This window comes from Burkholderia sp. LAS2 (assembly GCF_018417615.1).
In the GTDB taxonomy this organism is placed as follows: Bacteria; Pseudomonadota; Gammaproteobacteria; order Burkholderiales; family Burkholderiaceae; genus Burkholderia; species Burkholderia sola.
In genome coordinates this window covers 4,334,593-4,360,318 of sequence record NZ_CP071052.1, presented here as the reverse complement: position 1 = coordinate 4,360,318, position 25,726 = coordinate 4,334,593, and the positions used below count along the sequence as shown (strand labels likewise).

11 protein-coding genes are annotated in these 25,726 nt (G+C 66.0%); 8 read left to right on the top strand and 3 right to left on the bottom strand.

Going from position 1 to position 25,726, the window contains the following annotated elements:
- Positions 1 to 89: 89 nt before the first annotated feature.
- The 8 genes from JYG37_RS19910 to JYG37_RS19875 all read left to right on the top strand — a co-directional run bounded on the left by JYG37_RS19910 (position 90) and on the right by JYG37_RS19875 (position 20,932).
- The gene (locus JYG37_RS19910; RefSeq protein ID WP_249746016.1) at positions 90 to 2,228 is read left to right on the top strand and encodes a filamentous hemagglutinin N-terminal domain-containing protein; all 2,139 of its coding nucleotides are present in this window, start codon (positions 90 to 92) and stop codon (positions 2,226 to 2,228) included.
- Positions 2,228 to 4,054: a ShlB/FhaC/HecB family hemolysin secretion/activation protein gene (locus JYG37_RS19905; protein ID WP_124652115.1), complete on the top strand. Its 1,827-nt coding sequence runs from the start codon at positions 2,228 to 2,230 to the stop codon at positions 4,052 to 4,054. Before JYG37_RS19910 ends, JYG37_RS19905 begins: the two co-directional genes overlap by 1 nt.
- Before the next feature lie 11 nt (positions 4,055 to 4,065).
- The gene (locus JYG37_RS19900) at positions 4,066 to 4,986 is read left to right on the top strand and encodes a peptidyl-prolyl cis-trans isomerase (RefSeq protein WP_213345763.1); all 921 of its coding nucleotides are present in this window, start codon (positions 4,066 to 4,068) and stop codon (positions 4,984 to 4,986) included.
- Between the two features lie 161 nt (positions 4,987 to 5,147).
- Positions 5,148 to 16,985, top strand: a complete 11,838-nt coding sequence (locus JYG37_RS19895) for a two-partner secretion domain-containing protein (protein ID WP_249746045.1) — start codon at positions 5,148 to 5,150, stop codon at positions 16,983 to 16,985.
- Complete coding sequence (locus JYG37_RS19890; protein ID WP_249746015.1) at positions 16,969 to 17,805, top strand: hypothetical protein; 837 nt, start codon at positions 16,969 to 16,971, stop codon at positions 17,803 to 17,805. Before JYG37_RS19895 ends, JYG37_RS19890 begins: the two co-directional genes overlap by 17 nt.
- Before the next feature lie 108 nt (positions 17,806 to 17,913).
- On the top strand, positions 17,914 to 18,558 hold the full coding sequence (locus JYG37_RS19885) for an Imm5 family immunity protein (RefSeq protein WP_213345762.1): 645 nt from the start codon (positions 17,914 to 17,916) through the stop codon (positions 18,556 to 18,558).
- 550 nt (positions 18,559 to 19,108) lie between these two features.
- Positions 19,109 to 20,041, top strand: a complete 933-nt coding sequence (locus JYG37_RS19880; RefSeq protein ID WP_249746014.1) for a hypothetical protein — start codon at positions 19,109 to 19,111, stop codon at positions 20,039 to 20,041.
- Positions 20,042 to 20,131: 90 nt separating this feature from the next.
- On the top strand, positions 20,132 to 20,932 hold the full coding sequence (locus JYG37_RS19875) for a hypothetical protein (RefSeq protein WP_213345761.1): 801 nt from the start codon (positions 20,132 to 20,134) through the stop codon (positions 20,930 to 20,932).
- 133 nt (positions 20,933 to 21,065) lie between these two features.
- Here JYG37_RS19875 and argG read toward each other — a convergent pair whose 3' ends face one another.
- The 3 genes from argG to JYG37_RS19860 all read right to left on the bottom strand — a co-directional run bounded on the left by argG (position 21,066) and on the right by JYG37_RS19860 (position 25,502).
- The gene (argG, locus tag JYG37_RS19870; RefSeq protein ID WP_050018060.1) at positions 21,066 to 22,403 is read right to left on the bottom strand and encodes an argininosuccinate synthase; all 1,338 of its coding nucleotides are present in this window, start codon (positions 22,401 to 22,403) and stop codon (positions 21,066 to 21,068) included.
- Between the two features lie 317 nt (positions 22,404 to 22,720).
- Entirely contained in the window at positions 22,721 to 23,791 is a 1,071-nt protein-coding gene (locus tag JYG37_RS19865) for an FUSC family protein (protein ID WP_176015484.1), read from the bottom strand.
- A 178-nt stretch (positions 23,792 to 23,969) separates the two neighbouring features.
- Positions 23,970 to 25,502: a sensor domain-containing diguanylate cyclase gene (locus JYG37_RS19860; protein ID WP_213345760.1), complete on the bottom strand. Its 1,533-nt coding sequence runs from the start codon at positions 25,500 to 25,502 to the stop codon at positions 23,970 to 23,972.
- Positions 25,503 to 25,726: the final 224 nt, after the last annotated feature.

The following is a 25,726-nucleotide window of genomic DNA, read 5'->3' as shown; positions in this document are numbered from 1 at the left end:
ACGAAAGCAGTACGACCACACGACCAAAAAACCGAGGGCGCACGGCCGGCGAAGCCGTGCGCGGGATCAGAATGGGATGCACCAATTCAATGGGGCGCGCAGGCACCGGGGGCTGGCGCGCGCTGTGCCTTTGCCTTGCCGTAACGGGACTGCTGCCGCATTGCGCCGCCGCCGCGGGGATCGTCCCGGACGGCGGCACGCCCACCAGCGTGTCGGTCGGGCCGAATGGCCGGCAGCTCGTCAATCTTGCGCCGGCGGTCGCCGGCGTATCGAGCAACACGTATTCGTCGTTCAACGTGACGACCGCCGGCGCGACGCTGAACAACGTCGGCATCAACGCGCGCACGATCGTCAACCAGGTGACGAGCACGAACCGCAGCCTGATCGAAGGCGAGATCGCCGTGGCGGGGCCGCGCGCGAACGTCGTGCTTGCGAACCCGAATGGCATCACCGTCAACGGCGGATCGTTCGTCAATACGGGGCACGTCGCGCTGTCGACCGGCAACGTGAGCTTCAACGACCTGCAGATCGCCCCCGGCGTGATCCAGCGCAACATCGTGCTCGATACGTCGACCGGCACGATCGTCGTCGGTCCGGGCGGCCTGGCCGGCGCGTTGATCGGGCTGGATCTGATCGCGAAGAACATCGTCGTCGACGGCGCGATCGACAACACGTTTTCGTCGGCGACGGCCGGCGTGCGCCTGCTGGCCGGAAGCAGCCGTGTCGAACTGAACACGGGGCTGTCGCCGAACGACAACGCCAACGACTGGCTCTCGCGTACCGCGACGACCCAGCCGGACACCGCATCGTCCTACGCGATCGACATCACGGCCGCAGGCAGCGTGACGAGCGGGCGCGTGCAGTTGATCGTCACGGACCGCGGCCCCGGCGTGCGCAGCGCCGGCGCGATGAATGCGTCGCTCGGGGATTTCACGCTGACGTCGAACGGCAACGTCGAGATGTCCAACGCGAAGATCGACGTCGCGCGAGACGTCGACGTCACCGTTCAGGGCGGCATGACGCTGACCGACACCGACCTGAAGTCGCGCGGCGGCCACGCGAACGTGTCGGCAGCCGATGCGATCGCGTTGACGGGCAGCAGCCTGATGGCGTCGGGCAGCGTCAAGCTGAATGGCGCGGGCATCGCGCTGAATCCCGACGACGCGATGAAGGGCGCCACCGTGGCATCGTCGCAAAGCGGCGTGGTGCTCAAGAGCGCGGCGGACATCGTGAACGTCGGCTCACTGGTGCAAGGGCAGACCGCGATCGACGCGGATCCGGATTCGGCGGGCGCGGTAACGCTGAACGCGGCGGGCCGCATCCTGAACCAGTCGCTGCCGCAAACGGGGATCGGCATCCTGTTCGGCGTGAAGGGCGATGTGTCGCTGACCGCGGGCGCCGATATCGTCAACCGGAATGCACGGATCCTGTCGAACCAGAGCGTGTCGATCGACGCGGGCGGAGATCTGCAGAACATCGTCGACCACAGCACCGGCGTGCAGAACGGTGCGGTGGTCGGCTTCTCCGAGCAGGGCGGCCGCTTCCTGTTCTTCAAGCATCGTAGCGACGGCTTCACCGTCGACTATGGCGCGCTGGCCGACGCATCGAAACTCGCGTACATCACGGCCGATGCGGGCAACGTGACCGTGCGCGCCGCGAACGTGACGAATATCGGCGGATCGATCCTGTCGAATGGCGGCGCGATCGACATCGCCGCGCGCGAAAACATCCTCACGCAGGCCGTTTTCACCGGGCAGGCAGCGTATCGGCGCTCGTGTTTCGTGTTCTGCCGCGCGAGCGCGTCGTCGAACGTGCAGGCGTTCGGCGGCGTGATCGAGGCCAACGCCGACATCCAGCTGAAAGCCGGTACGCAGATCACGAACACGGGCGGAACCGTGCTCGCGCTCGGCGCATTGACGCTCGACGCGCCGAAGACGCTCGCGCAGGCCGTGCCGGGCTACACGGTGATCAACCGCGACCACGACCTGAAAGCGTGGTTCGGCAATCGTTGGGCGGCGATCTATGCGGCCGATACCGGTGGCGTGTTTACCGGCGGAACCGGCAAGGTGCGCCTGACCGGCGAGGCCGACATCGAAGGCGGCGCGTACAGCGCGCCCGAAGGTGTGCTCGCCGCGGGCGGCGTCGTGACGATCCGGCCGCCTCATCGCGATCTCGTGACGATCGGCAACCGCAATCACATGGGTCTCGTGTCGTGGTTCGGCCTGTGATGTCGCACAAGGATCACCGCATCGCCGCCGCGCTCGCATTGACGATCGGCGCAATGTCGCCGTGCGCGCATGCCCAGCTCGCGGGCGCGCCGCCGGCCGGCGCGCTTCCGGGCCTCGGCGCGCTGCCGGCCGGGCTCGCGGTGCCGCGTGCGGAACAGGATCCCGCGCAGCGTCTGCTGCAGGAGCAGCGCGACCGGCAGCGCCGCGACGAGATCGCGCAGCCGCCGGCGCAGATCGCGGTGCCCGAGCAGCCGACGATGCCGGACCTGCCGCCGGGCGCCGACGTCGACACGCTGCCGGACGTCGCGCCGACGTTCCTGATCGAGCGGATCGAATTCACCGGCGACGCGATCCTCGGGCAGCGCGAACTGGACCGTATCGCGGCGCCGTTCATCGGCAAGCAACTCGGGCGCAACCGGATCAACCTGCTGCTGCGCCGGCTGACGGAAGCGTTCATCTCGCGCGGCTACATCACGACGCGTGCGTACCTCGGGCCGCAGAATCTCGCGTCCGGCACGCTGAAGATCAATCTCGTTCCCGGCCGCGTGGCCGCATTGACGCTGAACGGCAAGCCGCTGAGACCGCGCGATCCCGACGAGAAGTGGTACGAAGTGCGCGGCGGCGGGTTGCTGACCGAAGCCGGCACCGCATGGGCGTTCGCGAGCACGCCGGGCGACGTGCTGCGTCTGCCCGATCTGGAGCAGGGCGTCGATCAGATCAACCGGTTGCGGCGCAATCAGGCCGAAATCCGCATTCTCCCCGGCGAAGCGCCGGGCGATTCGATCGTCGCGATCTCGAACCGCTACGGCGACCGTCTTCATTACGATTTCGGCATCGACAACTACGGCAGCTCGCAGACCGGCAAGACGCGCTATCGCGCCGGTGTCGAAGCCGACAACGTGATCGGACTGCAGGAATCGCTGTCGTTCAGCTACGTCGGGACGACCGACACGAACGCGGTCGTGTTCTCGGCGGCGGTGCCGTACGGCTATCAGACTTTCAGCTACACGGCGTCGATGTCCGAGTATCAGCAGCCGATTGGCGACGTCGCGCTGCTCGCGGGGCGCACGTTCAGCCAGATGCTCGGCTGGAACGACGTGCTGATGCGTTCGCCGCGCGGGCGCATGAGCGTCGACGTGACGCTCAACAAGCTGCGCACCGAGCGCGATCTCAACGGCATTCCGTTGTCGCCGCAGAACCTGACGGTGTTGCGTGTCGCGCTGAACGGGCTGTCCCGCTTCGTCATGCGCGATCAGGGCGCAGCCGCGACCTGGGATGTCGGCGTGTCGCAGGGTTTGCCCTGGCTGGCAGCCAACCACGATGCGTCGGACATCGGCATCGACGACGCACACAGCCAGTTCACGAAGCTCGATGCCACCGGCACGCTGCAGTTCACGCTCGGCAATTTAGCCGGTTCCCTCTGGGCGTATCGCGGCACGCTTCGCGCGCAGTACAGCCGCGTCGCGCTATTCGGCAACGAGCAGATCTTTCTGGGCGGCATGGGCTCGGTGCGCGGGTTTACCGAAGGCGGGATCGCGGGCGACAGCGGCGCATTCGTGCGCAACGAGCTGGCCTGGCAGAACGTGCCGGCGTGGCACGACGCGCGCATCGAACCGTACGTGTTTCTGGACGGCGGCAAGACGCACCTGAACGCGCAGGGCGGCTGGCCGTCGCTCGTCGGCACAGGCGTCGGCACGCGCGCGCAATGGCGTTTGAAAGGCGGGACGCTGTCGACCGAAGTGCTGGTCGGGCAGGCGCTCGTGCAACCGGCCGCACTCGGCAAGAAGGCCAGCGTGTTGCTGGCAACACTCAACTGGACGGACTGATGGAGAACTTCATGGATCGCCTGTCGAACGGTCGCGAGATCGCGATGCAACCCAACCTGTCGGCGCGGATTCGCAAGATCGGCGTCGCGCTCGTCGCGGCGATGCTGTGCGGCGCTGTCGTCCCGCACGCGTACGCGGTTCCCAAGGCGGCGAAGAAACCGGCCGATGCAACCGCCGCGATGCCGGCCGATGCGATCGCGAGCGTGAACGGCGTGCCGATCCTGCAAGCGCAGGTCGACGAAGCCGTGCGCGCGTCGAAGGCGCCCGATACGCCGGCGCTGCGCGCGGCGCTGAAGAACCAGCTGATCGCGCGCGAGCTGTTTCGACAGGCGGCGCTCAAGCAGCACTACGACACGAAGCCGCAGGTCGTTGCCGCCGCCGAGCAGGCGAAGGCGCTCGCGATGACGCAGGCGTACCTGCGTGATCAGGTCAAGCCGGCGCCCGTCACGGATGCGGACGTCAAGGCGCGCTACGACGCGGTTGTCGCAACGCTCGGCGAGAACGAATACAAGCCGAGCGTGATCGCGGTCAACGATGCGGACACCGCGAAGCAGATCCTCTCGCGGCTCAAGAAAGGCGAGGACTTCGGCGGGCTCGCGCGGCAGTTCAGCAAGGCGCCGGCCGCGGCGCAAGGCGGCGCGCTGAACTGGATCTCGTTCAAGACGCCGATCGAAGCAGGCCACACGCAGAACTGGCCGCAACCGCTCGCCGAAGCGCTCGTGAAGCTTCCGCAGGGCGGACTGACGCGCGAGCCCGTGCAGGTCGGCGATACGTACTGGATCGTGCGTGCCGACGACAAGCGCCCGACGCAGGTGCCGCCGTTCGACCAGGCGAAAGACACGCTGCGGCAACAACTCGAGCAGGTCGCGATAGAGAAGGCGACCGCGCAGGTCGTGGCGGATCTGATCCGCAACGCGCGGATCCAGCAGTAGGCGTCAAGCAGCAGGTAGCAAGCTGCCAGTAGCAGCGTCGGGCAGCCGCCCGGCGAACACGCAGGCGATGCCGGGCGGGGAAACCCGGCATCGCTCGGCGCCACGGTCGACCGGCCGATGGCGTACGGCGCGCGGCCATGAAACGAAGCGAACAACAGAAGATGAACACGTCCAAGCGTAAGACCTTGCAGCAGCTTGCCGCCGCCGGTGCGGCGCGAATCGGTGCACGTGCGCGGTCGGCGGCAAGTGCGCCGCGGTTCTTCGCGGTCGAGCAGGTCGCGGGATCGTATCGCTGGTGGCAGCGTGCGACGAGCGCGCTTCTCGCGCTGGCGATGTTCATCGGACCGATCACGGTCACCGTCGAGCAGGGCCGCGATGCAGCCGGCGTGCTCGGCGCGGGCAATCGTCGAATCGACGACGACGCATGGCAGCGGCTGCTCGATCTCGCGTCGCTGCGCGTCCGATTCTCGATGCAGCTCGCGGCTGCCGCGCCCATCGTCGATCCCACGGCGCCGATCTCGTTTCAGCCTGCCATCACGCAGTCGACCGGCGCAGGCGGCGGCGTGCCGGTCGTCAATATCACCGCGCCGAACGCGGCCGGTATTTCGCTGAACCAGTATCAGCAATTCAACATCGATCCGGTCGGGCTGATTCTGAACAACAGCCTGATGTCGGGCACGTCGCTGACGGGCGGCAACGTGCAGGCCAACCCGAACCTGAACGGCCGCACGGCGAGCGTGATCGTCAACCAGGTCACGTCGACCGGCAATGCCTACGCGAGCTTGCTGAACGGTCCGCTCGAAGTATTCGGCGCACCCGCGGCCGTCGTGATCGCGAATCCGAACGGGATCACGACACGCGGCACCGGCTTCACCAACACGATCGGCGTGACGTTGTCGACCGGCGCGCCGCAGTTCCTCAGTGGCGTGGGCGGCAGCGCGACCGACTTCGCGAACGCGAAGGCGCTCGGCTACAACGTGACCGGCGGTCACCTGCAGATCGAAGGCAACGCCGGCGTCAACGGGCCCGGCGCGGGGATCGAGGGGACCGTCGGCACGATCGACCTGATCGGCGAGACGATCGGCATCAACGCGCCGCTCTATGCCGGCACGCGCATCAACGTGATCGCCGGGCGTCAGTTCGTGACGCCGGCCGCCGTCGATACGTACGGCACCACGTACGGCACCGCGTCGAACGGCTCGGACAACTCCGCCGCGGCGATCAATGCCGCGAACGGCGGCGCGAATCGTTCGCTCGCGATCGACGCGACCGCGTTCGGCGCGATGACGGCCGGGCAGATCCAGGTGGTCAGCACCGCGGCGGGGATGGGGGTGCGATCCGACGCGCAGCTCGCCGCGAACGCAGGCGACTTGCTGCTGTCGGCGAACGGCGACGTATCGGTCGCAGGCTCGGCCGCGCAGCAGCAGGCGACGGTTCATAGCGCCGGCAACGTGTCGATGACCGGTACGCACATCGGGGTCGGCGGTTACGCGATCGACGCGAATGGCGACGTGACGTCGACCGGCTCGATCCAGTCCGGCGGCAAGCTCGCCGTGGCGGCAGGCGGCAACGTGAACGTCGCGAATGCACAGGCGCACGGCGACATGACGGTCGCGGGCGGCACGAACGTCACGCTCGGCGACGTACAGGGCGGCGGGGCATTGTCCGTTACCGCGCGCGGCACCGACGGCACGGGCGACGTGAACCTGAACGGCACGTCGGTCGTGACCGGCGCGACGACCGTGCAGGCGGCCCGCGACGTCAACGTGAACGGGCAGACCAATAGCGACACGCTGCGCGTGACCGCGCAACGCGATGCGACGGTCAACGCGGCGTTGCAGACCTCCGGCGCGCTGGCGTTGACGGCGACGCAGGGCAACGTCGTCACGCACGCGACGGTGAAGAGCGGCGGCGATCTTGCGCTGACGTCCGGGCAGGACACCGTCGTCGCATCGCAGGCGACCGCGCAGAACGCAGTCAGCGTGCAGGCGGGGCGCGACCTGAGCGTGAGCGGGTCGCTCGCGAGCGGAACGACGTTCGCCGCCGATATCGCGCGCGACGTGTCGGTCGGCGGCTCGTTGATGGTCGGGACCGACGCGCGCGTGGATGCAGGGCACAACGTCGATACGTCCGGTGTCGTGATCGTCCAGCGCAACGGGTTACTGAGCGCACGCAACGACATCACGGGAAGCGGTTCGATCGCATTCGGCCAGAACGGCGCGTTGAATGCCGCGCATGACGTCGCGCTGACCGGCAAGCTGCTCGCCAATGGTCTGCAGGTCGACGCGGGCAACAGCGCGAATCTCGCGACGGTCCAGGCGGGCGGCGCATTCGGTGTGACGGCAAACGGTAACGCCGGCGGCGGCGACGTCGTATTCAACGGCAACGCGGCGGCCCTCGGCGCCGCCGACGTGCGCGCGTCGCGCGACGTCGTCGTGAACGGCACGCTGGCCGGTGGCGCGCAGGTCGCGCTTGCCGCGCAGCGCAACGTGATCGTCGGCGGCAGCGGCACCGTGCAGGCCGTCGGCGATCTGGCGATGACGGCGGCCAGCGGCAGCGTCGCGTCGGCCGGCACGTTGAACGGCGCGGGTGCGCTGACGGTGCAGGGCGCGCAGGATGTCTCGCTGACCGGCGCGACGACCGTAACGGGCGACGTGACCGCCACGGCTGGCCGGGATCTCGTGATCGTCGGTGCGTTGGCCGGGCAGGGCGTCGCGACGCTCACGGCCGCGCGCGACATCGTCGCCGGCGGCACCAGCGGCTTCGCGCAGGACACGACGTTGAGCGCGGGGCGCGATATCGGCGTGACGGGTGCGTTCCAGGGGCGCGCCGTGTCGATGACGGCAGCCGGTTCGATCGCGCTGAACGACGTGCAGGCCAACGCGGGGCTTCGGCTTGCGACGCGCGCGGGCGACGTTTCGATCGGCGGCAACGTGAACTCGCTGGCGAGCGGGGCGATCGACGCGGCGCGCGACGTGATCGTCAACGGCACGCTGCGCACGGCAAGCGGCCTGGTCATCGGCGGCGGCCGCAATACGTCGATCGGCGGGACGGTCCAGTCGAACGGCGACGTCGCGCTGACGAATGCGGCCGGCTCGCTGACGAGCACCGGCAATATCCAGTCGGGCGGCAATCTGTCGGTGAACGCCGCGCAGTCGGTGGATCTGGGCACGCACTCGACGTCGTCGCTCGGCGACCTCACCGTTAACGCGGGACGCGACCTGACGATGAACGGCTCCGTCGTCGCGCAGGGCAACGGCACGCTGAACGCCGGCGGCGCGATCGGCGGTGCGGCCGCCGTTGCGTTCGGGCTTGCGGCGAACCTCGGTTCCGGCGGCGATACGACTCTCACCGGCTCGCTGCGCGGCGGCAGCGTGCGGACGACGGCGGGCGGTTCGGCCACGCTGCACGACGTGCAGGCTGCGTCGACGCTCGCGCTCGGCGCGGCGAACGACCTGAGCGTGACCGGTGCGGTGACGGGCGGCGCGGACGTGGTGCTGGCCGCCGCGCGCGATATCGGCATTAGCGGTTCGTTGCAGTCGGCCGGCAACACGTCGCTGCGGGCGACCGGCAGTATCGGATCGACCGGTGCGATCGCGAGCAATGGTGCGTTCGACGCGCAGGCGGGCAGCGACATCAATCTTGGCGGCAACACGACCGTGTCGCACGACACGACGCTCGCGGCCGGACGCGACGTCAACGTGAGCGGGTCGCTGGCCGGGCAGGGACAAGGCATCGTCAATGCGGCGCGCGACATCGTCGGCGCAGGCACGTTGACGTTCGGTCAGCAGGCGACGCTCGAAGCCGGGCGCGACGTCGCGCAGCGAGGGCTGATCCAGGGGCAGTCGGTCAGCGTGACGGCGGCCGGCAATGCGGCCGTGAACAACGTCGAGTCGACCGGCACGATCGCGCTGCGCGCGAACGGTACGAACACCGCAACGGGGGCGGGCGATCTGCGCATCGACGGTTCGGTCGCCGCCGCGGGCGCGATCACGGCGTTCGCGCAGAACGACGTTGCGATCGGCGGCAAGGTTGCGAGCGGTTCGACGGTCGGCGTGACCGCTCAGCGGGACCTCGCCGTGAGCGGCGCGATCGAGTCGGTCGGCGATACGGCGCTGACCGCGCGGCAAGGCAGCCTCAACGCGACCGGCGGCATCAACAGCGGCGGCAAGCTCGCTATCGCGACCGGCCTCGACCTGTCGCTCGGCGCGAGCACCAGCGCGATCGGCGACGCGACGCTGACGGCCGGCCGCGATGCCACGCTGAACGGCACGATGGTCGGACAGGCGAACGGCACGGTGACGGCCGCGCGCGACATCAACGGCGGCGGCAAGCAGGCGTTTGCCGCGACCGCGAACTATGCGGCGCAGCATGACGTCGCGCTGACCGGCGGCATGCAGGCGGCCGCGATCGCGGTGACGGGCGGGAACAACGCGACGTTGCACGATGCGTCGTCGTCGACCACGTTGACGCTGACGGCGAACGGCAACGCCGGCGAAGGCGATGCGGGCATCACGGGTGCGGCGTCCGCACAGGGGGCGGCGAACGTGACGGGGGCGCGGGATGTGTCGATCGGCGGCACACTCGGCAGCGGCGATGCGCTCGCATTGACCGCGCAACGTAACGTGACGGTCAACGGCGGCGTGGAGTCGAACGGCGATCTGAAGGCAACCGCCACGAACGGCAGCGTCATGCTCACGGGGGCGACCACGACCGCGGGTGCGTTCAGCAGCCTGTCCGGGCTCGATACGCAACTCGGCGGCCAGATTGCGGTGGCGAAGTCGACGAACGTGCAGGCCGGCCGCGATATCGCGTTGACGGGGACACTGGCGGGTCAACGCGACGGCACGCTGAGCGCGGGCCGCGACATCAACGGTGCGGGCTCCGCGGCATTCGCTCAGGCGGCGACGCTCGATGCCGCGCACGACGTCGCGCTGACGGGTGCGCTGCAAGCTGCGGCCGTCAACGTGACGGGCGGCAACAATGCGGGGCTCGGCACGGTTCAGGCCGTCAACGGCAATCTCGACGTCACGGCGAAGGGCGGTGCCGGCGGCGGCGATGTGACGCTCGGCGGAGCGGCCACCGCATTCGGCGCGATGCAACTGCAAGCCGCACGAGACGTTTCCGTTGCGGGCGCAATCAATACCGGCGGCACGACGACGATCAATGCGGCGCGCAGTGTCGCGCTGTCGGCGGTCAATTCGGCGGGCGATCTCGCCGTAACCGCCTCGGGCGGCAACGCAAGTGCGACGAGCCTGACGACGCAGGGCAACCTGAACGTCGGCGCCGCACAGGACATCGCCGTGACGGGGCAGAGTGTCGCGGGCGGCAATGCTTCGCTGAACGCGGGCCGCGACATGACGCTCGCAGGCGTCGGCGCACAGCAAAACGGCACGTTGACGGCGGGTGGCTCGGTGACGGCCGACGCGATCGCGTTCGCGCACCAGGCGAGCGTCACCGCGGGCGGCAATATCGCGGTGACAGGCAACGTCGCGACCAACGGCGATCTCGCGATGACCGCCGGCAACGATTTGTCGGCCGGCTCGGTGCAGGCGGGCGGCGCGATCGGATTGCGGGCGCAGGGCCACAACGGCGCCGGCGACGTGATGGTGAACGGCGCGGTGACGTCGGGCAACGCGACGACGATCGCGGCCGCGCGCGATGCGGGTATCGGTGCGGCGTCCAGCGGCGGTGCGCTGAACGTGACGGCCGGACGCAGCCTCGGTGTCGCGGGCGCGATCAATGCGACCGGCGACGCGACGCTGACCGCGACGGCGGGCAATCTCGGCGTCGGCGGCGCGATCGTGTCGACCGGGAGTTTGCGGGCCAATGCTGGCGGCGGACTCGCGCTGCTTTCCGGCGGGCTCGTGAACGGCGATACGACGTTGACGTCGGGCGGTGCGATGACGCTCGGCGGCGCGCTGTTCGGTCTCGGGGCCGCCAGTATCAACGCGGGCGGTGCGCTCGGCGGCGGCGCGGCACTGACGTACGGCAAGGACATCGCCGTCAATGCCGGAAACAGCATCACGCTCGGCGCGATTCAGGGTGCCGGCAAGCTGACGGCGGTGTCCGGCGGCGACATGTCGCTCGGTGCGACTACCGCCGTCGGCGACGTGTCGGCGAAGTCGACAGCCGGCAGCGTGTCGTTCGGTGGCTTGTTGCAGTCGGGCGGCAATGTCGCGGTTCAGGCCGCGAACAACGTGTCGCTCGCGGGCGGCGTGGGTTCGATGGGGACGGTCGACGTCAACGGTATCGGCGGCAACGTGTCGGTCGCGGGCGTGTCGGCGAACGGGGACGCGACGCTGCATGCCGGGCAAACCGTCGCATTGACCGGCAACAGCATCGTTGCGGGGCAACTGGGCGTGTCGGGCGGCAACGTCACGCTGAGCGGTTCGGCCGTCGGGTCGAAGAACGTGACCGTTTCCGCGCAGGGAACGGTCGACGCCGGCAATGCATCGCTCGTCGCATCGCAGAACCTGCAGGTGAACGGCTCGAACGTGACGCTCGGCAATGCGACGGTCGGCGGCGCGCTCACCGCGCAGGCGTCGAACCAGCTCACGCTGGCGGGCGGCAAGGCGGTGAACGTCGTCGGCAATGCGACGCTGGCTTCGCAGAACGGGCTGTACAACGCCGCGAACGTGCTGGCCGGATCGCTCAACGTGTCGGCGCCGAACCTGACGAACGCGGCCGGTGCGTCGCTCGCGTCGATCGGCACGACGACGATCAATGCATCGAGCTTCGCGAACGCCGGGCTGGTGAACGGGACGACGACCAACGTCACCGTCGGGGGCGCGCTGACGAACGTGGGCGGCTCGCTGATGGCGGTGAACGCGCTCAACGTCAATACCGGGACGCTGAACAACCAGAACGGGATCGTTTTTGCCGGCAATCCGCAGGCCGCGACCGGTGCCACCGGCGACGTATCGCTGACGATCAATGGCGGCAACGGCGCGTTCTACAACGCGGGCGGACAGTTGCTCGCGCAACGGAACATGGGGATCAGTGCGGTCAATATGGCGTTCGATCCGTCGCAGGGGACGATCAGCCAGGGCGGCAATCTGTCGATCACGGCCGGGTACGTGAATGTCGGCGGCACGTGGAATTACGGCGGGCAGAGCGTTTCGCTGACGGGGCTGAACGGGATCACGAACAACGGCACGATCACCGGGACGTCGCCGTTGACGCTGACGGCAGGCGGCAGCTTCGAGAATCACGGGCAGGTCACCGGGGCGGATGTGACGTTCAACGGCACGCTGAATAATGCGGCCGGGGCGGTGATGCATGCGGATAACGCGTTGACGCTGAACGGCGATACGACGAACCGCGGGACGGTCGAGGCGGGCAGTGTGCTGACCGTGAACGGCGGGAATTATGACAACCAGGGTGCGACGACGCAGTCGAAGGGTGATGTCGTGTTTCGCTTGGGTGGGACGTTGCAGAACACGGGTGGGTCGATTGTTGCCGGGCGGAATGTCGATATTTCCGCAGGTGCGGTGGTGAACGACCAGACGGCGCCGGGCGCGGCGGTGACGACGACGCAGGACGTCGTCGATCCGGGATTGCTGTGGTCGGGGGCGGTTGGCGCCGAGACATACTGGTATCAGTACCGGATTCCAGGGCCGGGGGATTCCGGTCTGACTCTCGGCGATACGACGTTCGGCTTCAATACGACACTCGGCAATCTGCTGTCGCCGACGGGCGCGCAAGCCGCCATTACGTCGAGGCCATCGACGAATCCGTGTCGGGAGTATTGCGACCTGAGCGTTTCGTCGCCCGTCGCGGGATCCGGAACGGTCACGTTTAACCAGTTCCAGGTGTACGTCGGCGACAATTCTCGCGGCAATCCTCAGTATCAGACCGTATGGTACGTCGGCAACGGGCCGCAACCGGGCGCATTAGGCACGCGCACGTTTACACTGCCGACCGTCCACGAAACCACGACGACCCAGACGCCGGGGACGTCGGGCGTCATTTCGGCCGGCGGGTCGATTTCGCTGTCGGCCGGCTCATTGTCCAATCGCGGTGGCCAAATTGCCGCGCAGGGGGATGTCGGGCTGAACGTCGGGTCCCTCGGTAATGGCGCGGTCGCGCCGACGATGATCAATCAATCGGTGCGTACCGTCGATCAGGGCGAATACACGGCGTTCCTGAATCAGTTGAAATCGCTCGGCACGATTGCCGCCAAGGACGCGCAGCGTGAGGCTGACGGCATTAAGCCGACCGTCTTCAGCATCTTGCCGAATTCAGCGGCGCCGACTTCCGTCGGAACGGTCAATTCGTCCACGCCGACCGGCATGATCGCCGCCGGTCACAACCTGACGGTAGGCGGCGGAAATCTCGTCAACGAAGGCCTGATGTACGCGGGCAACGACGTCGCCATCGCGTCGGGTACGCTCACCAATCAGGGCGGCAATCAGCAAAACTATTCGAGCCAGGTCGGCTGCGCATCCGGCGTGCCGAACTCCGCCTGCGGCAACGCAGGCCAACCGCGCGGCAACAACCCGACCACGACGACGTTCGGCTACAGCCAGAACGACGCGACGATCTATGCGGGCCACGATCTCGTGATCGCAGCCGGCCAGATCAACAATACGTACGGCAACCTGCTCGCGGGCCACGACATCGTCATCGGCGGTGTCGGCACGACCGCAAGCTCGACCACGCCCGCACAGAGCCTGAACAACACGTCCGGCAACATCGTCGCGGGCAACGACATCAAGCTCAACGTATCGGGCGCGATCACCAACAATCTGCCGCCGCCCGTGCCGGTACACGAGAACTACGGCAAGCACGAGCAATACTCGGGCTGCATGACAGCGGGCGGCTACAAGGAAAGCTACTGCGAGGGCTATGTCGACCAGCAGTCGGGCAGCTCGTCGGTGATCAGCGCGGGCAACAACCTGCAGATCAATGCGGGCAGCCTGACGAACATCGGCAGCCTGATCGCGGCCGGCAACAACGCGACGATCGCCGTCGCAGGCCCCGTCGTGAACGAGGCGCAGGTGCTGAACGCCTACTGGCACTCGCATTGGGTGCAGGAAACCGGCATGTTCAGCAGCGACAAGCGTCACGACATCTGGGCGTGCGGCACGCCGGAGCAGTGCAAGGCGCTGTACGGGAGCGCATACACGAGCACGGGCGGCACCATCGATCCGCCGACGCCGGTCGGCAACATCGCGGCGACGATCCAGGCGCCGAACCTGTCGATCTCGTCGAGCGGACAGATCCAGAACGTCGGCAACGTGATCGGCACGTATGTGTCGTTGACGGGCCAGAAGCTCATCAACGGGATCACGACCGCGAACACCTACACGCCGCGTGTCAATGCGCCGTCGCAGGTCATTTCGCTGAGCCCGGTGGACTTGCCGGGGCTGAACCTGTCGGTGCCTCGTGCCGTCGGTACCGGCAAGCTGCCGACACCGGTCGCGGGCGCTGCGTCGTACGTCGACGCGTCGCTCGGCGGTTCCGTGCTCGGCTCGCTCGGGCCGCAGGACTTGCTGAACAATCTGCCGTCGGCGCTGCAGCCGTCGTCGACGCTGTTCTATTACAACCCGCAGGAAGAGGACCTGCTGTTGCAGCAGGCGGCGCTGAAGCAGACCGGCAAGTCGAGCTTCGTCGACGGGCTGACGTACGACAACGAGAAAAACCTGTCGGTGACGGCACAGGAAAAGATGTACCTGTACCAGAACGCGATCGATTACTCGAAGGCGCACGACCTGCAACTGGGCGCGGCGCTGACGCAGGAGCAGATCAACACGCTCGACAAGCCGATGCTGTGGTACGTCGAGCAGACGGTGCCGGACCCGACGTGTCATGCGACGGGAGCGGCGTCGTGCCCGACGATTACCGCGCTGATGCCGCAGGTGTATCTGCCGCAGGACACGCAGGCGCTGTCGGCGGGCGGCAACATCTCCGGACACGACGTCACGCTCAAGTTCAATCAGGACGGTAACGGCAGCATTCTCAATACGGGGAGCATCACCGCGTCGGGGACGCTGAGCGTCGACACGCACACGCTGACGAACCAGGCGAATCAGGTTGATGTCGGCGAGATCTGGCAGAAGGTCGATGGTGGGTATCTGAAGACGACGGGCACAGTGGTGCAGCCGGGCGGGTTCATGAGCGCGGCGAACATGGAGTTGAATGTTCAGGCGCTCAATCAGATCGGTGGGGCGCTGCAGAAGCTCAACGCGGACGGGACGGTTGATGCAGCTTCGACGCAGGCAATGCTTGCATCGCTGCAACGGCAGCTCGGCGGGGACTTCGCGCAGCAGACGCTGAGCGACCATCTGCATTCGGAGTTCGTGAAGCAGGGCGGATTTGGCCCGGATCAGATTTTCTCGATGGCGGCGGCGGTGGCGCTGTCCGCGATGGGGATGCCTGTCGTGGGTGCCATGGTGGCGTCTGCGATGAACCAGGCGTTCAGCGATCAAGGGTTCAGCCTCGGGCAAGTTCTCAAGGCCGGAGCGATTGCATATGTGACGCAGGGGTTGATGGAAGGATTGGACCTCAATGCGTTGCCGATGCAGACGATCGGAAACAACATCGCATCGAATACGATCACCTCGGAGCAGCTCCTTCAGGGCGCGTTTGAAATCGCAGGCCGGGGGTTGGTATCGGCGACTGTGAATACGGTCGCGTATGGGGGTAGCTTCGGGACTGTGTTGAAAGGGAGCGTCGTTAGCGATCTGGCCGCGATTGCGGCGAGTACTGTCGGCCAATTGGATCTTGACAAATTCTTCGGCGAAGGTGGGTTGGGGCAGGTCGGGTACGTGGCGGCGCATGCGGCACTCGGATGCGCTGTGAGCGCTGGGGGCGGTACGGGCTGCGCAAGTGGGGCGATTGGCGCAGCTACGAGCGCTGCGCTCAATTCGACCATCGATGCAAATGGCAACGTTCCGGCACCTGTCCTTGCTGCTCTTGGGACGCTGGTGACCGGCAGCATCGCAGGTGCGCTTGGATTCAATGTACAGGGCGCGGTGACGGCAGCACAGAATGAAACGTTCAACAATTGGCTGAGCCACAAACCGGCCAGCCCGATGGCGTTGTCCGAGCAGCAACAACTCGACAAGGCCGTGGCTTCCTGCAACGCAGGGAGTTCGGACGCGTGCAGCACCAAGAATGCGTTGCTGGCTCTGTCACAGCAACGTAATGCGGCGCTTGCCAGCGCCTGCGCGGGCGGCGCCGGAACGTCGGCCTGTAAGGTCGCAGTCACCGCCGCACTTGCGGGCGGAAATGACGTGCAGTTTGTCAATGGCACGGCCTACGCATGGGATCCGAACGCTCCGGCATTCAAGGGGATTGGTAGCCCGTATCAAACGCTTTATGCTGGTTCGTTTGACGGCCTGCTTGCTGCCAGCGTAGTTGACGGGCTCCAGCTTGCTCCCGTCGATATTCCCGGCGTCGCCGCGGTTACGGGTGTACTTGCCAAGGGCTTCGGAAAGCTGTTTGGTTCCGGAGCGGAGGCAGCGTCGACGGCAGCAGCTAGCGGCGGTCATGTTTTCAACGGCATCGAACTTAACCCGAATCTGCCTACGCCGGTGGCTGGCTGGGACTACTCCCCGAGCATGTTGAAGGGGCCGTCCGAGAACCAGATTTGGTCGCACTGGACGGGATATCAGGGGGAGATTAATCTGGCGAACACGGTGGCTGGCTTGCCAAACGAGACGGTGGTGCGCTGGGGTGACGCCATTGGAACGAACGGCAACGACATCATCTCGGTCAACCAGGCAACAGGGCAGGTGACGTTGTGGGACAGCAAGTATGCAACTGCAACTGGCTCACGTACTTCGTCGCCGACATTCACTCCGGGATCGCCGCGCTTTAATAATGCGATTCAACAAGCGATCGATGCGATTGATAGTTCGGCTCTTTCGCAAACTGTAAAGGATAGTGCAATTCAGAATCTTAATATGGGGAGCTTTACAACGAATACTGTAGGGTCCGGAGGGCTGAAGAACTCCGTTCATATTCGATTCTGCAATGGAAAACCGTGTTGAGGAACGTATGCTGTTTGATCCAGTTCGTACAAGAGAGGTAGTCATTGACGGAGCCCTTCCCCGGGTTATGCGCACAGCCTATGTGGACGGGCAGCCAATGGGAAACATTGCTGCGCACAACATGTCCGATGTGGTTCGGGCATGGCTGGTGGGATTGGCTGAGGATGCTACCCCAGTAATCTCCCGCTCGCTTAGTTGGATTGAAAAGGCAATTGCATCGGATGAGGACTTCGGGACGAACAGAGATCTTCATCGAGTTACGTTGCATTGGGCGAAGGCGATCGCTGAGTGGATGGATACCGGCTGGAACAGTGCGGAGTGGGAGAACGCGAGAATCTTCGAAGAGGCCGCCTGGCGCAATGAATCCCGCCCGTGGCCAATGAACGAGATCGTTCGAGATGGCCTCGACGACTACATGGCGTTCGCCTATCAAACAGGCGACGATGCTACGCCGGACGGTATGGAGGGCTTCGAAAACGGTATCCAGATGTACGAACATTGGGTCAACGACAAGCCTCCCAGTCTTGCGAAGACGCTCAAGCCACGCGAGTATGCCTATGCCCTATGTCTATATGGTTGCCGTCCTGAGGTCGCTCACGCCAACGCTTACACGCCCGATGCTTTGTTCGAAGCGGGCCGACGTATGCTGAAGGCGAACCTCGAATCGCAATGGTTCGGTGCGGGGCAGTTCATACGCGGTGCGACATGGCTCAAGATCGTCTACGGGAATCGCGACCCATCGCTGACACCGTTGCAAACCGTCCTGAAAGCATACGATGACATGCCGAACGTAAAACGACCCAATTTTGTCACGGGCTAGTGAAGAACTCGGAACAAGGCGATAGCGACGAATAGCTCGTTCGTCGCGCCTCGCCACGACGCTCGAATCGCCATGTCCATCGGATGTTACGGAGAATCAACATAAGCGATGCGTATTCCACAACATTTGGCAAACGCATTATCGACAGCTACGACGTCGATTACTACAGAGGGAGAACTCCCGGCTGCTACCCGAAAAGACGTTCTTCAGTTGATCGAAGCTCTATCGGTAGCCGAACACGCCGATGCGGGGTACTTACGCCGCGCGCGATCGGCTGTGATCTGTGCGAGAGAGGTGCTTGGCCGGCTGAGTCCGTATGCGAACGTGTTGACGGCGGCCGAAGCGATCCTGACGAGCGGCATCGACGCGTTATCGGGGGAATACGATCTGGCCACCCTCGAAAGAACCAACGGCGAGTACCATACGAAGGTTATCGATCTGTTCGAACATGGCGAACCGGCCTTTGCCTCCGTTTATGCGGGCATGGCCGTTTTCTCGGCGATCAATACGATTTTGTACGACACAAACTTCGATGTGGTCGGTGAAAGCGAAAAGAGCGTACCTCCGGACGATTGGGATACCAGCTATTACGCAGCGCTCGCGGTGTCGGGCAGCGCGATCTGGGAAGCCAAAGGAGGCGCCGACCGCCGTCGATCATACTGGCTCTGGTACTTGCAAAACGCTGTTCCGCTAGCCTGGGATGTTCTTGTGCCCTGCGCCGCGGTTGAAGCGTTTTCCCGATCGACAAATTGAATTCAAACGTGGGTTTAACTTCATCGATCGAGCCCGCGGCTGAACGAGAGGGCTTGCGGAGCCCTGACAAAGCCCCTAGAAAATTCCCTCGATAAACCCACCCTAAAGAAATCCCCCCCCGCCGCCGTTACCCTTCCTCGGTAGCTCAAAAAAAGTATTACCAGAGCCGTACCACCAAACCACACGACCAAACAACCGAGGGGGCGCCGGCCGGCGAAGCCGTGCGCAGTATCAGAAGATGGGATGCACCGATATCGACGGGGCGCGCAGGCACAGGGGGCTGGCGCGCGCTGTGCCTTTGCCTTGCCGCGGTATGCCTGCTGCTGCACGCGGATCTCACCGTTGCGTGCGCGTTCCCGCACGACCACCGCTCCACGCTCGTCCCCGTCGTGCCGAGTATCCGGCAACTGACGCCCCCTCATCGCGCTTCCCCAACACATCACCCCAACCATCCAACATCGCTCGAGGAGGCCGATACAACCCACCTGAAAAGTAACGCGATTCGAATCTAGACCACTAAAAAAACGCATCAAAAAAATCGAGGATTGAATTGAACAAGCATTCCCTTTGCCTGCTGGCGGCAGCCGCAATCTCGGTATTCGTCGTCGCCGGTTGCGGCGGCGGCGACGGCTCGTCGAACACAAGCAGCGGCACACCCGCGAACACCGGCGGCGCCAATAACGCAGCCAGCGCACCGGCCGTCGCGTCCACACCGCTCGCGGCAGCCCCCGCAAGCGCCCCCGTCGCATCATCGCAGCCGGTGACGGTCGGCGAGGCACTGCCCAGCCTGACGACCCCGCAACCCGGTTCGACGGCTGCAACGGCAACCGGCCCGGTCGGGATCTGGTCGGCGTCCGGCAACCTCGGCTACTCGACGATCGCCTTGGTCGACCCGCACAACAACCTGAGCACGCTCAATCTGCTCGGATCGTTCGTGATGTCCGACGATTTCTCGACCCTGACCGTCAACGGTTCGACGTGGTCGCTCGCGCCGGGTATCAACTTCGCAGGAACGAGCGGCATCGTCACGAAGATCGATTCGGGCTCCGGCGCATACAGCCCGCAGCAGACGTTGTCCGGCACGATCACCCGCAACGGTACGGCGTCGAATTTCACGTGGACCTACAACGCCGCGAACGCACTTGCGGTCACGCAGGACAGCGTGGTGGGCACCTGGGCGACGACCAACGCGTCGTTCGCGATTGCATCGGGCGGTACGCTGACCGGCACGCTGAGCGGTTGCAATCTGAGCGGCACGCTGCAGCTTTCCACGCCCGGCTCGAACCAGAACATGTACGACATGACGGTGACGGCCTCCGCATCGACGGGCTGCAAGCTGCCGGCCGGCGTTCCGCTGTCGGGCAGCGCCGCGATCATGTTCGTGCCGATCACGGGAACCAACGGCTTCAAGCGCTCGATCCTCTACGTGCTGCGCGCGGCTGATTACAGCTTCATCGCATACGGTCAGGTGGTCAAACAATAAACGCACGGTCGCACCGCACACGGCGCGTCGGCGCGCCGCGTGCGACGGCCCGATCAATACGTTCCGTCAACAACGAAAGCCATGCATCCAATGAAGAACTCTTCCAAAGCCGCCCTGTTCGGTTGCGGCCTGCTCGTGACGCTGCTGTCCGGCTGCGCCACGGTGCCGAATACCGACATGAAACCCGAAGCGCGTCAGAACCTGCATTCGATCGCGATGCTCGACGTCATCGAGCCGAAGCGTGTCGCGGTCGTCAATTTCGGCGGCGCGGCGGGCGGGTTCGGGCTGATCGGCGCGCTCGCGCAAGGCGCCGTCAACGCAAGCCATACGAGCACCTATACGGATCACGTCGCGGCCGGCAAGATCGTGTTCGCGCCGGACATTGCAGAAGGCGTGGCGGGCCGCCTTACCGGCAACGGCTATCAGGTCGTGAAGCTGGACGGCCAGAAGGTGAAGTTCGCCGATGACGGCAAGTCGGACGACTACTCGGCGATCCAGACCGACGCGGACGCGATCATGAACGTGTGGTTCACGTCGTTCGGTTATATCTCGCCGCCCAACCAGCTCGACTACGTCCCGTGGGTCGTCATCCGCGCGCGCATTCTCGACGCGAAGACGAAGCAGGACCTCTATTACAAGACGTTCGCGTGCGGCTACGACATCAAGGCGAACAGCGTCCACGTCGACAGCGATTTTGCCTACAAGTACGGCAGCTTCAGCGATCTCGAGAAGAATTTCGACAAGTCGGTGGAAGGGATCAAGTCGTGCGAGAAGTTGGTCGCGGACCTGATCGGTCGGGATCTGGCACGTACGCCGGCGCCGGCCACTGCTGCTGCTTCGACGGCATTGACGACGACTGCGGCCACCGCGACGGCCACGGCATCGAAATAACGTTGACGCGCCTGCAGGACCGCCGCGATACGCGTGGCGAATCCGGCAGTGCTTGAAGAAAAAGCGGGAAGGGAAGGACTGCATGCAGCCGGGCGGTTGTCACACCGCCCGGCCGCTCGCGAAAGCGACGGGCTTACTTGTCGCTATCGCCCTTGATCTGCGGCAGCGCCGACGCTTCACCCGGCGTCAGCAGCCCGACTTGCGAATACACGCGCAGCTTGTCGCGCGTATCGGTGATGTCGAGATTGCGCATCGTCAGCTGGCCGATACGATCGCGCGGCGAGAACGTCGACGCCACCTTCTCCATCGACAGGCGTTCCGGCTGATACGTGAGGTTCGGCGACTTCGTGCTGAGAATCGAGTAGTCGTTGCCGCGGCGCAGTTCGATCTTCACTTCGCCGGTGATCGCGCGCGCGACCCAGCGCTGGGCGGTTTCGCGCAGCATGATCGCCTGCGGGTCGAACCAGCGGCCCTGGTACAGCAGGCGGCCGAGGCGGCGACCGTTCTCGCGGTATTGCTCGATCGTGTCTTCGTTGTGGATGCCGGTGACGAGACGCTCGTACGCGATGTACAGCAGCGCGAGGCCCGGGGCTTCGTAGATGCCGCGGCTCTTCGCCTCGATGATGCGGTTTTCGATCTGGTCGCTCATGCCGAGGCCGTGGCGGCCGCCGATGCGGTTCGCTTCCAGCAGCAGCTCGACCTGATCCTTGAACTCGACGCCGTTCAGCGCGACCGGCTGGCCGGCTTCGAAGCGCACCGTGACTTCCTCGGCGGCGATCTTCACGTCGTCGCGCCAGAACGCGACGCCCATGATCGGGTTCACGATCTTGATGCCGCTTTCGAGGCTTTCCAGATCCTTCGCTTCATGCGTCGCGCCGAGCAGGTTCGAGTCGGTCGAATACGCCTTCTCGGCCGACATCTTGTACGCGAAGCCGGCCTGGTTCATGAATTCGGACATTTCGGCGCGGCCGCCGAGCTCGTCGATGAACGTCTGGTCGAGCCACGGCTTGTAGATCTTCAGATCCGGGTTCACGAGCAGGCCGTAGCGGTAGAAGCGCTCGATGTCGTTGCCCTTGTACGTGCTGCCGTCGCCCCAGATGTTGACGCCGTCTTCCTTCATCGCGGCGACGAGCATCGTGCCCGTCACGGCGCGGCCGATCGGTGTGGTGTTGAAGTACGTGACGCCGGCGGTCGTGATGTGGAACGCGCCGCTTTGCAGCGCCGCGATGCCTTCGGCGACGAGCTGCGCGCGGCAGTCGATCAGGCGGGCGCCGGCTGCGCCGTATTCGATCGCGCGTTTCGGGATCGCGTCGTAATCGTCTTCGTCGGGCTGGCCGAGGTTCGCCGTGTATGCGTACGGGACGGCGCCCTTCAGTTTCATCCAGTGCAGCGCGGCGCTGGTGTCCAGGCCGCCGGAGAAGGCGATACCGACCTTCTGGCCGGTCGGGAGGCTTTCGAGAATCGTGCTCATAGGAATTACCGTGGATTGAAGCCGGTGGGATCGTATTTCGCGGAATATGCGAGTATCGGCTGTCCGGGAAGTTGGGGCAAGGGCTGATTTTGCTGCGGAACCGGCCTCGCGCCTGTCGCGGCGGGCCTGACGGGCGGTTAACCGGCTGGAGAACGCAAGGCTGGACGGCGTTGCATCGCTGCCGAAACGCGTGCTGAAGGGCCGGGCTGCGGCCGAATTTCAGGGCCGGATCGGCGGTCAGGCAGGGGTCGCCGTCGTCAGTGCGCACCCCTCCACACAGAAAGGCATATGAAAGACTGGCGCACGAAACCGGAACCTCAGATATTCCACGCCTGCGCGGTATCGAGCAGCCGCTCGCGCAACTGGTCGACTTCGCCGGCCAGCTTGGCCGTGATCGACACATAGCCGGACAACTGCGGCGGCGGCGCGTCGTGCGGCGGGTCGACCGGCCGGCGGCGCGGGGCGAGCCGGCTCGGCGTGCCGAACTTCAGCGCGCGGCTCGCGCCGACCAGCGTGTCGCGGATGCGCCGGTTCACGCCCTTCATCTCGACGCGCACGTATTCGCGGGCCGCCGCGTCGTCGGCGGCCGGCAGCGCGCTCGACAGAATCTCCAGATACCCGATGCACAGGCGCAGGCTGCGCTGGATCGCCTCGAGCTGCGCCATCGACGTCTCGCATTCCTTCGACACCGACGGCATCAGCGAACGCAACTGCACGAGCAGTGCGCTCAGCGCGGCCATTTCCTTCAGGTGCGCATCGTCGCTCACGTGGCGGTCGCCCGCGAGCCGCGCATGCACAGCCGCGCACGCACGCAGCGCGTCGGCGAGCTTGTAGCGCCACGAATAGGTCGCGTACAGCGGCAACGCGAACGAGAACGCCAGCGCGATCACGATGCCGACCAGCACGTTCACAGCGCGCCACAGGCCGTCGACGATCTCGTTGTCGCCGTGCCCGGCGACGATCACCATCGTGATCGCCGACAGCAGCGCGATGTAGCCGGCCTTGCCGATCGCGTGATACGCGCAGATACCGCACCCGACGGCCATCAGCAGGTAGATCGCGAACGGCGCGTGCAGGAACGAGTAGAGGAGGATCAGCCCGAGCCCCGCCAGCGCGCCGATCGACGTGCCGAGCGCGCGCTCGGCCGCCTTCTTGCGGATGTTGCCGTGATGCTGCAGCCCGCCGACGACGATCAGCACGGTGATCGTCGACCATTCGCCATGCGGCACGTTCAGCCCCGTGGACAGCGCGATCGACACGAGAATCGCGAGCGCGACGCGCGCCGCATGGATCAGCTTCGCGTGCCGGTAGCGGCGGTACGGGTCGAGCAGCGGGCGGAGCGCGTGGCGCACGAGCGGCGGCAGTCGGGTCGGGAGCGGGGCGGTCATGACGGAGCGGGAGTGGCGGGAACGCGCACGGCGGCGTGCGCGGGCCGGCGCCGCGCCGCATGCGCAGCTGACGTAACGCTAGCCGAACGCGCGCGGGCTGTCCACGGCGAGGCCGCCGGGCCGTGGCTGGGCGGCAGGCGGCCGCTTCGTGTCACGCGGCCTGCCGGATCACATCGCGTCAAGCGTCGGCCGCACTCGATTGCGCGTCCAGCACGCGGTTGCGGCCGCCGGATTTCGCGCGGTACAGCGCTTCGTCGGCGCGCCGCAGCAGCGCCGCGGCGTTCGTCCGGCCGTCGGCGGCGGTTGCGGTGCCGATGCTGGCCGTGACGCGCCCGTACGGGCTCTTTACGTGTTCGATGTCGAGCCCCGCGATCGCGCGCCGGATGCCCTCGGCGACGGTCGCCGCGCCCGGCGCGTCGGTGTCGGGCAGCGTGACGACGAACTCCTCGCCGCCGTAGCGCGCGACGTGGTCGCTCTCGCGGCGCAGGCTGCGCGTCAGCGATTGCGCGACCTGGCGCAGCACGTCGTCGCCGGCCGGGTGGCCGTAGTAGTCGTTGAACGCCTTGAAGTGGTCGACGTCGACGAACAGCACGGACAACGGGCGGCCGTTGCGCGACGCGCGCTGGGCCTCTTTCGCGAGCACCGTGTCGAACGTGCCGCGGTTGTCGAGGCCCGTCAGCGAATCGGTGTGCGCGAGCCGGTACAGCTTCGATTCGGCGTCCTGCCGGCGCTTCAGCTCGCGCGACAGCGCGAGCGAGCCCCACGCGATGAACGCCGTGAACAGGCTCATCAGCACGACGGTCCAGATCGCGCGATGGCGCCACGCCGCGTAGACGTCGATCTCGGCGGGCGCGACGTCGACGATCAGCGGCAGCCCGGCGAGATGCTTGTAAACATAGATGCGCCGCACGCCGTCGATGGCGCCGACACCGGTCAGCTCGCCGGCGCGGCCGCGCTGCGCGTCGATGAACAGCGGCGAATCGTGCAGGTCGAGGCCGACCACCCGCGTGTCGTAGGGCAGGCGCGACACGAGCGTGCCGTTGTCCTCGACGATCGCCGCGCTGCCGTGCCGGCCGACCGCGAGACCGTCGAGCAGCGCGCGGAAGTAGTCGATGCTGAGCGTGCCGACGACGATCCCGCCGAACGTGCCGTCGGGCCGGTTGATCCGGCGGCTCAGCGCGATCGTCAGCGCGCCGCCGCGCAGCCGCGACGCGTACGGCCGGCTGATGTAGAGGCCGGGGGCGAGCCGGTCGCGATGCACGGCGAAATAGTCGCGGTCGGCGAAATTGCCTTGCCGCGCGGGCGACACGCTCGAATCGATCGCGATATTGCCATGCGCATCCATCACGAAAATCGAGCCGAGATAGGCGCCGGTGGCCGCGCGGTCGAACAGCAGCCGGTGGCGCTGGCGCGGCGGCAAGGTCATCAGTTCCGGATCGGCCAGGCCGTCGACGACGTTTTGCAGCGACAAATCGTAGAGTTCGATATTGCGCGCGATATCGCGTTCGATCAGCAGCATCAGGTTGCGCGCATTTTCGACCGCATGGCCATACGCGTCGCGCCGTGCCTCGATTAATAGCGACGTGGAAAGTCCCCAACTGAACATCAGCAGGACGATGCCCGCCACGAGTACGCCGCGGGGCGACAGAATGCGTGCCACGATCGACGCGGTATGGCGGCGCAGCGTGGCGGGCAGCGGGAATGACTTCATCCTCGGGGGGCACGGGCGGCGGCTACTCGCGTCGTTGGCGGTTCCGCGCGCGGATTATTTCGAATTAAGCGTCATTATCCCGCGAATTCGTGCATTTCGCCCGCACATGCAAAACATGCATGCGGCGACGGCGATTCGAAACGGTTACGCATCATTACCTCATGGCGTGCGGGCGACTTGATTTGAATCAATTGGCAGTGTCGGCCTTTTTGTCTGATTAATCG

Coding starts and splice junctions, on each gene's coding strand:
- JYG37_RS19910 (WP_249746016.1), top strand. CDS start 90: ATGGGGCGCGCAGGCACCGGGGGCTGGCGCGCGCTGTGCCTTTGCCTT.
- JYG37_RS19905 (WP_124652115.1), top strand. CDS start 2,228: ATGTCGCACAAGGATCACCGCATCGCCGCCGCGCTCGCATTGACGATC.
- JYG37_RS19900 (WP_213345763.1), top strand. CDS start 4,066: ATGGATCGCCTGTCGAACGGTCGCGAGATCGCGATGCAACCCAACCTG.
- JYG37_RS19895 (WP_249746045.1), top strand. CDS start 5,148: ATGAACACGTCCAAGCGTAAGACCTTGCAGCAGCTTGCCGCCGCCGGT.
- JYG37_RS19890 (WP_249746015.1), top strand. CDS start 16,969: ATGGAAAACCGTGTTGAGGAACGTATGCTGTTTGATCCAGTTCGTACA.
- JYG37_RS19885 (WP_213345762.1), top strand. CDS start 17,914: ATGCGTATTCCACAACATTTGGCAAACGCATTATCGACAGCTACGACG.
- JYG37_RS19875 (WP_213345761.1), top strand. CDS start 20,132: ATGAAGAACTCTTCCAAAGCCGCCCTGTTCGGTTGCGGCCTGCTCGTG.
- argG (WP_050018060.1), bottom strand. CDS start 22,403: ATGAGCACGATTCTCGAAAGCCTCCCGACCGGCCAGAAGGTCGGTATC.
- JYG37_RS19865 (WP_176015484.1), bottom strand. CDS start 23,791: ATGACCGCCCCGCTCCCGACCCGACTGCCGCCGCTCGTGCGCCACGCG.
- JYG37_RS19860 (WP_213345760.1), bottom strand. CDS start 25,502: ATGAAGTCATTCCCGCTGCCCGCCACGCTGCGCCGCCATACCGCGTCG.